The organism is Streptosporangium sp. NPDC003464 (assembly GCF_053588315.1).
On the sequence record NZ_JBSFPS010000355.1, the window covers coordinates 1 to 8,894 of the forward strand.

At 71.2% G+C, this 8,894-nt stretch carries 8 protein-coding genes; 5 read left to right on the forward strand and 3 right to left on the reverse strand.

Features of this window, described 5'->3' with window-relative positions; translation table 11 throughout:
* Both ACWDS7_RS43865 and ftsY read left to right on the forward strand, forming a co-directional pair.
* A partial coding sequence (locus ACWDS7_RS43865) for an AAA family ATPase (RefSeq protein WP_451934121.1) occupies positions 1 to 1,687 on the forward strand: 1,687 nt, incomplete at its 5' end.
* 108 nt (positions 1,688 to 1,795) lie between these two features.
* Positions 1,796 to 2,917, forward strand: a complete 1,122-nt coding sequence (gene ftsY, locus ACWDS7_RS43870) for a signal recognition particle-docking protein FtsY (RefSeq protein ID WP_451934125.1) — start codon at positions 1,796 to 1,798, stop codon at positions 2,915 to 2,917.
* A gap of 247 nt (positions 2,918 to 3,164) precedes the next feature.
* Here the strand turns inward: ftsY and ACWDS7_RS43875 are convergent, their stop codons facing one another.
* The 3 genes from ACWDS7_RS43875 to ACWDS7_RS43885 are packed head-to-tail and all read right to left on the reverse strand — an operon-like array spanning position 3,165 to position 6,093.
* Positions 3,165 to 3,947 carry an ABC transporter ATP-binding protein gene (locus ACWDS7_RS43875; protein ID WP_306865093.1) on the reverse strand — a complete coding sequence of 261 codons (783 nt, stop codon included), beginning with the start codon at positions 3,945 to 3,947 and terminating at the stop codon, positions 3,165 to 3,167.
* Positions 3,944 to 5,044 (reverse strand): FecCD family ABC transporter permease, encoded by a 1,101-nt coding sequence (locus tag ACWDS7_RS43880; RefSeq protein WP_451934122.1) that lies wholly within the window; start codon positions 5,042 to 5,044, stop codon positions 3,944 to 3,946. The genes ACWDS7_RS43875 and ACWDS7_RS43880 overlap by 4 nt, the downstream gene beginning before the upstream one ends.
* Positions 5,041 to 6,093, reverse strand: a complete 1,053-nt coding sequence (locus ACWDS7_RS43885; protein ID WP_451934123.1) for a FecCD family ABC transporter permease — start codon at positions 6,091 to 6,093, stop codon at positions 5,041 to 5,043. The genes ACWDS7_RS43880 and ACWDS7_RS43885 overlap by 4 nt, the downstream gene beginning before the upstream one ends.
* Before the next feature lie 98 nt (positions 6,094 to 6,191).
* Here ACWDS7_RS43885 and ACWDS7_RS43890 point away from each other — a divergent pair, with 98 nt between their 5' ends.
* The 3 genes from ACWDS7_RS43890 (at position 6,192) to ACWDS7_RS43900 (ending at position 8,757) form a co-directional block, all read left to right on the forward strand.
* Positions 6,192 to 7,196, forward strand: coding sequence for an ABC transporter substrate-binding protein (locus tag ACWDS7_RS43890; RefSeq protein ID WP_306865099.1), 1,005 nt, complete (start codon positions 6,192 to 6,194; stop codon positions 7,194 to 7,196).
* A gap of 262 nt (positions 7,197 to 7,458) precedes the next feature.
* Positions 7,459 to 7,845, forward strand: coding sequence for a hypothetical protein (locus ACWDS7_RS43895; protein ID WP_451934124.1), 387 nt, complete (start codon positions 7,459 to 7,461; stop codon positions 7,843 to 7,845).
* A 12-nt stretch (positions 7,846 to 7,857) separates the two neighbouring features.
* Positions 7,858 to 8,757 (forward strand): hypothetical protein, encoded by a 900-nt coding sequence (locus tag ACWDS7_RS43900; RefSeq protein WP_306865103.1) that lies wholly within the window; start codon positions 7,858 to 7,860, stop codon positions 8,755 to 8,757.
* Positions 8,758 to 8,894 lie beyond the last annotated feature (137 nt).

Here is an 8,894-nt window from a genome sequence, read left to right on the forward strand (position 1 = left end):
TGATGTATCCCTCATTGGCGAGCTTGGTGGTGGCCTTCAGCACGGTGCCGCGAGCAGCGCCGAACTCCTGGACCAGGTGAACCAGGCTCGGGATGCCGCCGAGCAGGCGGCGACGGCGCTGGAGGAGGCCGCCGAGGCGGAGGGGGAGGCGCAGCTCGCGGTCGAGGCCGCCCAGGCGGGCGTGGCCGAGGCGCAGACGGGCGTGCAGACCGCGCAGGCCGGGGTCAACGCGGCGCAGGCCGCCCTGGACCAGCTCCGGGCCCGGCAGCGCGACGCCGACCAGCAGGCCGCCGCCGCGGCCAGGCGGCTGGCCCAGCTCGGCGCGGCGGCGCAGGCCGCCAGGGACGAGTGTGAGCGGCTGGCCGGGGGCGTGAGGGCGGCGCGGGAGGCACGCGACCAGGACGCGGCCGGGCTGGCCGAGCTTGAGGAGCGGCTCGCCGCCGCCGAGGCCGCCGAGGGGCTGGAGACCGAGCCCGGCACCGAGATCCGTGACGAGCTCGCCGAGGTCTGCGCGGCGGCCCGGCAGGCCGAGATGGAGGCCCGCCTGGCCGTACGGACGGCAGAGGAGCGGGTCAAGGGGCTGGAGGGCAGGGCCGACGGCCTGATGTGCGCGGCCGAGCGGGAGCGCGAGGAGCGCTCCAGGGCCGCCGTCCTGCGGGAGCGGCGGCGCAGGCAGGCGCAGGTGGCCCAGGCGGTGGTCCGGGGGGCCGAGCTGACGCTGCGGTCTCTGGAGGCCTCACTGGCCGGCGCCGCGGCCGAGCGGGACGAGGCCGAGCAGGCGCGCGGGCAGATCGACGCCTCGCTCAAGTCCGTCCGGCTCCGGGTCCGCGAGCTGTCCGGGGAGCTGGACAAGCTGGTCAACCGGGCGCACGGCAGCGAGGTGGCCAGGACCGAGCAGCGGATGCGCCTTGAGCAGTTGGAGGCGCGGGCGGTGGAGGAGTTCGGCGTCGAGGCCCACACGCTCGTCGCCGAATACGGCCCGGACGAGCCGGTCCCCACGGTGGACGGCGATCCGGTGCCCTACGTCCGGGAGGAGCAGCAGAAGCGGGCCAAGGCGGCCGACCGGCAGATGGCCCAGCTCGGCAAGGTCAACCCGCTCGCGCTGGAGGAGTTCGCGGCGCTGGAGGAGCGGCACGCCTTCCTCAGTTCGCAGCTGGAGGACCTGAAGAAGACCCGGCGCGATCTGCTGCTCGTGGTCAAGGAGGTGGACGACCGGGTCGAGCAGGTCTTCACCGCCGCCTACCACGATGTGGCCCGCGAGTTCGAGACGATCTTCACGCGGGTGTTCCCCGGCGGCGAGGGCAGGCTGCTGCTCACCGATCCGGAGAACATGCTGACCACCGGCGTCGAGGTCGAGGCCCGGCCGCCGGGCAAGAAGGTCAAGCGGCTGTCGCTGCTGTCCGGCGGCGAGCGGTCGCTGACCGCCGTCGCCTTTCTCGTCTCCATCTTCAAGGCGCGGCCCTCGCCGTTCTACGTGATGGACGAGGTGGAGGCCGCGCTGGACGACACCAACACCCAGCGCCTGCTGACCCTGTTCGAAGAACTGCGACAGACGTCACAGATCATCATCATCACCCACCAGAAGCGCACGATGGAGATCGCCGACGCCCTGTACGGCGTGTCGATGCGGGGCGACGGCGTCACCCAGGTCATCAGTCAGCGGCTGAGAGAACACGAGTCCGTCTGACCCCCAGGGGGTCGGAGCATCCCGGGCCGTCTGGAAAACTGTGGTCTTGTGGAACCCTTCGGCATAATCGCGATCGTTGTCGTCATCGCCCTACTGGCGGCAGGCGGCATGTTGCTGCTGTTCAAGCGGCCTGGGGGCAAGGTGGCTCCGCCCGCCGAGCCGCCGCAGGTGCTGCCGATCCCCAAGGAGGGGGAGCAGGCGCCCCCCAGGGGAGCCACCGATGACGACGCGGCGACCACCACTCTCCCGCCCCCGCCGGTCAAGCCGGCCGAGCCCGTGGTCACCGGCCCGGTCATCGAGATCCCGCCGCCGTCCGCCGGCCGGATGGTACGGCTGCGCGCCAGGCTGGCCCGTTCGCAGAGCACCCTCGGCAAGGGGCTCCTGGAGCTGCTCTCCCGCGACCGTCTCGACGACGACACCTGGGACGAGATCGAGGAGACCCTGATCACCGCCGATGTCGGCGTCGCGCCCACCCGGGCGATGGTCGAGGAGCTGCGCACCCGCGTGAAGGTGCTGGGCAGCCGGACGCCGCAGGAGGTGCGCGCCCTGCTCAAGGAGGAGCTGCTCACCCAGCTCGGCATCGACCTGGACCGCACCCTGCACGTCAGGGCGCACGGCGAGCGCCCGGCCGTGGTGCTCGTGGTCGGCGTCAACGGCACCGGCAAGACCACCACCACCGGCAAGCTGGCCCGCTCCCTGATCGGTGACGGCAACAAGGTCGTGCTCGGCGCGGCCGACACCTTCCGCGCCGCCGCCGCCGACCAGCTCCAGACCTGGGGAGACCGGGTCGGGGCCGAGGTCGTGCGCGGCCCGGAGGGCGGCGACCCCGCCTCGATCGCCTTCGACGCCGTGGCCAAGGGCATCGAGGACAAGGTCGACGTGGTGATCGTGGACACCGCCGGGCGGCTGCACACCAAGACCGGCCTGATGGACGAGCTCGGCAAGGTCAAGCGCGTCATCGAGAAGAAGGCCACGGTGGACGAGGTCCTGCTCGTCCTCGACGCCACCACCGGCCAGAACGGCATGCGCCAGGCCCGGGTGTTCGCCGAGGTCGTGGACGTCACCGGCATCGCCCTGACCAAGCTCGACGGCACCGCCAAGGGCGGCATCATCATCTCCGTCCAGCGTGAGCTGGGCGTCCCGGTCAAGCTCGTCGGTCTCGGTGAGGGCCCCGACGACCTGGCCCCGTTCGACGCCGAGGTCTTCGTCGACACGCTCCTCGGAGACTGATCACCACCGTGCGGAGGGCGCCCCCGTGTCGCGGGGGCGCCCTCCGCGCGCCCGCCTCCGTGCGCCCGCCCGTGGGGCTCCCTCGTGGGCGGCTCCGGCGCCGTACGTTCTGCGGACGTCTCCGGCGCCGTACGCCGGTCAACGCCATACGTCGATCAGTGCCGTACTCCGGTCAACGCCGCACGCCGGTCAACGCCGTAAGTCGGTCGACGCCGTAAGTCGGTACTCGGTGAACGCCGTGCGCCGGTCAGTGCCGCACGCCGACCGGGACGACCAGCGGTGTCCCGGCCACCGGATCCTCGATCACCTTGGCGTCCAGGTCGAAGACCTCCGCGAGGAGGGGCTCGGTGAGGACCTCGTGCGGCGGCCCGGCGGCGACGACCCTGCCCCCGCGCATGGCGACCAGGCGGTCGGCGTAGCGGGCGGCGAGGTTGAGGTCGTGCAGGACCATCACCACGGTGCGGCCGAGCTCGCGGTGGAGCCTGCGGACCAGCTCCAGGACCTCGACCTGGTGGGCCAGGTCGAGGAAGGTCGTCGGCTCGTCGAGCAGGAGCAGGTCGGTGCCCTGGGCCAGGGCCATCGAGATCCACGCGCGCTGGCGCTGCCCGCCGGACAGCTCGTCCAGCGGGCGCTCCCCGAGGTCGAGCAGGCCGGTCATGGACAGCGCCTCGCTGACCGCCGACTCGTCGTCGGAGGACCACTGCCGGTACCACGTCTGGTGCGGGTGCCGCCCTCTGGCCACCAGGTCGGCCACCGTCAGCCCCTCCGGCGCGCTCGGAGCCTGCGGCAGCACGCCGAGGACCTTGGCGACCTCCTTGGTCGGCATCCTGTCGATGCGCTTGCCGTCCAGCAGCACCTCGCCGCCCGAGGGCCTGAGCAGCCGTCCGAGCGCGCGCAGCAGCGTTGACTTGCCACACCCGTTCGGCCCGATGATCGTGGTCACCGTCCCGGCTTCGATCCCGAGATCGAGGCCGTCGACGATGACGTGATCGCCGTACCCGAGCCTTACGTCGACGGCCTGCAGCCTCACGAGCGTCCCTCCTTGCGCACACGGATCAGGAGATAGATCAGATAGGGGGCGCCGAGGACCGCGGTGACCACGCCCACCGGCAGCTCGGCGGGGCTGAACAGGGTCCGCGCGATCAGGTCGGCCGCGGCGGTCAGGACGGCTCCGGCGAGGGCCGAGACGACCAGCGGCGGCTGGGCCACCCCGGCCAGGCGCAGCGCGATCTGCGGGGCGGCCAGGGCGACGAACGCGATGGGCCCGGCGGCGGCGGTGGCCACCGCGGCGAGCAGGACGGCGGCGAGGATCATCAGGCCCCTGGCGAGGTTCATCCGGATGCCCAGACCGGTCACGGTGTCGTCGCCGAAGCGCAGCGCGCCGAGCGAGCGGGTGCCGACCAGGGTCGGCGGGATGAGCACGGCGAGCGCGATCGCGACCGGGAGCACGTGCTCCCAGCCCCTGCCGTTCAGCGAGCCGCTGATCCAGACCATGGCCCGGCTGCTGTCGGTGACGTCCCCGACGGTCAGCAGCCAGTATTTGACGTTGGTGAACACCGCCGAGACGCCGATGCCGACCAGCACCAGGCGGTAGCCGTCCAGCCCCTTGCGCCAGGCCAGCAGGTAGACCGTCAACGCCCCGACCAGGCCGCCGAGCAGGGCCATGAGGGGAATGCCCACCTCGGCCAGGGCGCCGCTGGCGCCGCCCGCGGTGCTCCCGGCGGCCACGATGATCGCGACGACGGTCACACTGGATCCGGTGGTGACGCCGAGGATGTCGGGGCTGGCCAGCGGGTTGCGGGCGATTGCCTGGGTGATCGCGCCGGCCAGGGCGAGCGCCGCGCCGACGAGAACGCCGGTCAGGGCCCGGGGGAGCCGGAGCTCCATCACGACGAAGTGGTCCGGGCCGTCGCCGGTGACCGCCTGGAAGACCTGCGGGACGCTCATCGGGATGTCGCCGATGCGCATGCCGAGCGCCATCAGCAGCACCGCGGCGGCCAGCAGGATCAGGGCCACGACGGCGGAGCGCAGGCGCAGCAGCCAGGACGCGGAGCCGATCCGCAGCGGCCGTTCGTGCGCGAGCCGTACCGGGTGCTCACCCGGCGGCCGGGTGGGGGAGGAGGTCACAGGCGGACCGGCTTTCTGCGGCGGACCAGGAAGACGAAGAACGGGGCGCCGATGAGGGCGAGCACGACGCCGACCTCCAGCTCGCCGGGGCGGGCGACCACCCGGCCGATCACGTCGGCGAAGAGCAGGGCGGCGGCGCCGATCAGCCCGGAGTACGGCAGCAGCCAGCGGTGGTCCGGCCCGGACAGCGGGCGGGCCAGGTGGGGGACCATCAGGCCGAGGAAGGCCAGCGCGCCGCAGGCCGCGACCGAGGCCCCGCTGAGCAGCGTGATGGCGGCCACGCCGACGACGCGGGTCAGGGTGACGTTCTGGCCGAGGGCGCGGGCGACGTCCTCGCCGAGGGAGAGGGCGTTGAGGCCGGGCGTGTTGACCATCGCCAGCAGCAGGCCGGTGGCGATGAACGGCAGCACCTGCCAGACGACGTCACCGCCCCGGCCCGCGATCGAGCCCGCCTGCCAGAAGCGGAAGACGTCCATGGCCTGCTCGTCCATCAGGACCAGGGCCGAGGTGAGGGCGTAGAGGAAGGCGCTGACCGCGGTGCCCGCCAGGGCCAGGGTCACCGGGGTGGGGCTGCCGCGGCCGCCGGCCATGCCGAGGGCGAAGACCCCCACGCTGGCGATCAGGGCCCCGGCCAGGCCGAACCAGATGTAGCCGTACAGGTTGGTGACGCCGAGCACCATGATGCTGAGCACCATCGCGAACGCCGCGCCCTGGGTGACGCCGAGCAGGCCGGGGTCGGCCAGCGGGTTGCGGGTGTGGCCCTGCATGAGCGCGCCCGCGACGCCGAGCGCGACCCCGGCCAGGACGCCGACGGCGGTCCGGGGGATGCGCAGCGAGCGGATGACGATGTCGTTCTCGGTGCCGGTCGGCCCGGTCAGCGCGTGCCACACGTCACCCAGCGGGACCGGCTTCGCGCCGATCGTGACGCTCAGCACGACCGTCACCGACAGGGCGCCGAACAGCCCGGCCAGCACGAGCAGGCGGTGCCGGTGGACCGCCCTGAGCCTTCCGGGCGACGGCGGCCGTGCGGCGGCTACCGCTGTGCTCACCTCTGCTCCTCTCATTTGCCGTACCCCGCATGAGTATGTCAGTTTTAGGTATGGCTAAGCTAAATTAGGTTGGCCTTACCTTGAAGGGAAGCTGTTCGATGAGAGCGTTGCGGGTCTTGACCGTGGGCGTGGCGGGAGCCGTACTCTCCCTTGGCCTCGCCGCCTGTGGATCGACCACCACCACGGCGGACGCCGGCCAGACGGCTCCGGCCCCGGCGGCGAGCGACGCGGCGGCCTTCCCCCGCACGGTCAAGCACGCCATGGGCGAGACCCAGATCGCGGCCCAGCCCAAGCGGGTGGTGGCCCTCGACCAGAGTTTCGTGGACGCGGTGCTGACCCTGGAGACCGACGTCGTCGGCTTCACCAGCTACCGGACGATCGACGAGAAGCTCCCCGACTATCTGGCCCCGGTGCTCGGCCACGCCAAGGAGGCCAAGTCGGTCGGCACCCTGGAGCAGCCGAGTCTGGAGCAGATCATCGCGCTCAAGCCCGACTTGATCGTCTCGGCCAAGGTCCGGCACGAGGCACTCTACGACAAGCTCTCGAAGATCGCACCGACGGTGTTCAGCGAGACCACGGGCGCCATCTGGAAGGAGAACCTCAAGCTCATGGGTCAGGCCCTGGGCAAGGAGGACCTCGCCGAGCAGACGATCAAGACCTACCAGGACCGGGCCGCCAAGATCGGCGAGTCGATCAAGGCCAAGGACGGCGAGCTGCCCACCGTCTCCGTCGTCCGCTTCGCCGGTGAGCCGACCGTCCGCCTCTACGTGGAGAACTCCTACTCCGGCCTGGTGCTGAAGGACGTCGGCTTCCCCCGTCCCGAGGGCCAGCCGACCGCCACCGACACGATCGCCGTGAACATCAGCCAGGAGAACATCTCCCAGCTCGACGCCGACCACATCTTCGTCGCGGCCTACTCCGACCCGGCGGTCGAGCCGGTCAAGAAGAAGTTCGAGGCCAACCCGCTCTGGGGCAAGCTCAAGGGCACCAAGCACGACGTGGCCGACGTCACCTGGATGAGCGCTGTCGGCATCCAGGGCGCCCACGCCATCCTCGACGACCTCGCGGGGTTCTTCGAGGTCGACCCGGCCAAGGCCGCCTGACGCCTGTCCGGTCACCGGCCCGGCGCCCCCTCCCGTGGGGCGCCGGGCCTTTTCCGTCGCGCCGTGAGCGGGGCGCCGCCCCCCTTTCCGCCGCACTGTGGGCGGGCGCCGACCCCTTCCGCCGCACCGCGATCTGTCCCCATTTGTGAGCTGTTCACCGAAGATCACCATTTGTTTGCCGTACCGTTGTTGATCCTGATTTACTCGTCCCCGGCACATCGTCACATCGTTCACATGCGTCGCATCGAGAGGCGGGGGCGGGATGGTCGAAGTCGATTCGAAGGCGCTGGAGAAGGCGGCCAAGGAGTTCGTCGACGCGCTGCTCCCCATCGCGGAGAGCATCAAGACCCTCGCCGACGGGACCCATCTGAGTCCGCTGGCGTGGGGCCCCATCGGGGCGGTCACGGTGGCCAACAACTACAACCCTGCGCAGGAATACCAGTCCAAGCAGGCCGACGGCTTCGTCAACTCCCTCAACGGCATCAAGGCCGGCCTGCTCAGCGTGGTGATCCACTACATGGAGGCCAACCTCGCCTCCGCGAAGCAGAGCGCCGAGACAGAGAAGATCATCGATCTTCAGGCGAGGCTGGAGACGAACAAGTCCTTCCTTGAGGAAGCGAAGAAGAAGAACCAGGGACTCACGGACTAGGCGGGGTATCGCATGCCAGGCGAAGAACTCGGGGTACTGGGCGGCGCGGAGCTCGCGACCATCGGCGGGATGCTGGCCCTGGGCCGGATCGCGCCGAACTGGGCGGCCACCATGAAGAAGATCGATCTGGCCGGGAAGCTGGCGGCGCCGGCCATCGGAGCGGCGGCCATCTGGGCGCTCGCCCAGCCCTGGGACGACGACGCGATCTCCAAGGCGTGGAACGACTGGCGCACGGTGAACCTCAAGGTCCTGCATCTCAGGACCAGGGAGTGGGACCAGAAGCTCGCCAAGATCCAGGCGGCCTGGCCCGAGGGCGCCGACCGCCGCGCCTTCGACAAGTTCATGCAGGTCGTCTACCACGAGGTCCAGCAGTTCGAGACCGCCGCCGGGCAGATGGCCGGCGCGGTGCAGAGCGCCCAGTCCAACGTCAACCGCATCGTCAACACCTGCGGTCTCTTCATCGACTCCCTGCTGGCCATCATGATCTCCTCGGAGATCATGCAGCTGTTCGGGTACCGGGTGGAGGCCGCGGGCGACGTGCTGATCGCCCGGGCCAACTCCATGCCCGCCGGCGACCCCGCCACCGCCGCCCTCAAGATGAGCGCGCTGATCAAGGGCGGCCAGGTCAAGGTGCGGGGGATGGGGATCCAGGCCAAGGCGACCGCCACGAAGCAGTCTTCCGCCCTGTTCCTCATGGGCGGAACGATCACCGCGGTCGTCGGCATCAGCGCGACCGTCCTGTTCAGCCTCGGCGACCTGATCGGACTGACGAGCGCCGACAACCAGTTCCCGCAGCCCCAGGTCAACCTCGACAGCGGCGGCCTGCCGGGCGACGCGAGCAAGACGGACTTCGACGACATCAAGCGCGGCAGCGTCCAGCGCTCCGGCGACGAGGGCTGGTCCTACGTCTGACCCGCCCGGGTCCGTCCGGCGCCCCGCCGATCCCGGGCGGGGAGAACCCGGCGCCACCGCCTACTGCCCACCCGCACGCTGCCTCTGCGGCCACTGCCCCTCCTGGCGCCCCTACAACGCCTACGCCGCCAACGCCG

Excerpts from the sequence above, each read along its gene's own strand:
- ACWDS7_RS43900 (WP_306865103.1), top strand. The coding sequence starts at position 7,858 with ATGCCAGGCGAAGAACTCGGGGTACTGGGCGGCGCGGAGCTCGCGACC.
- ftsY (WP_451934125.1), top strand. The coding sequence starts at position 1,796 with ATGTTGCTGCTGTTCAAGCGGCCTGGGGGCAAGGTGGCTCCGCCCGCC.
- ACWDS7_RS43890 (WP_306865099.1), top strand. The coding sequence starts at position 6,192 with ATGAGAGCGTTGCGGGTCTTGACCGTGGGCGTGGCGGGAGCCGTACTC.
- ACWDS7_RS43895 (WP_451934124.1), top strand. The coding sequence starts at position 7,459 with ATGGTCGAAGTCGATTCGAAGGCGCTGGAGAAGGCGGCCAAGGAGTTC.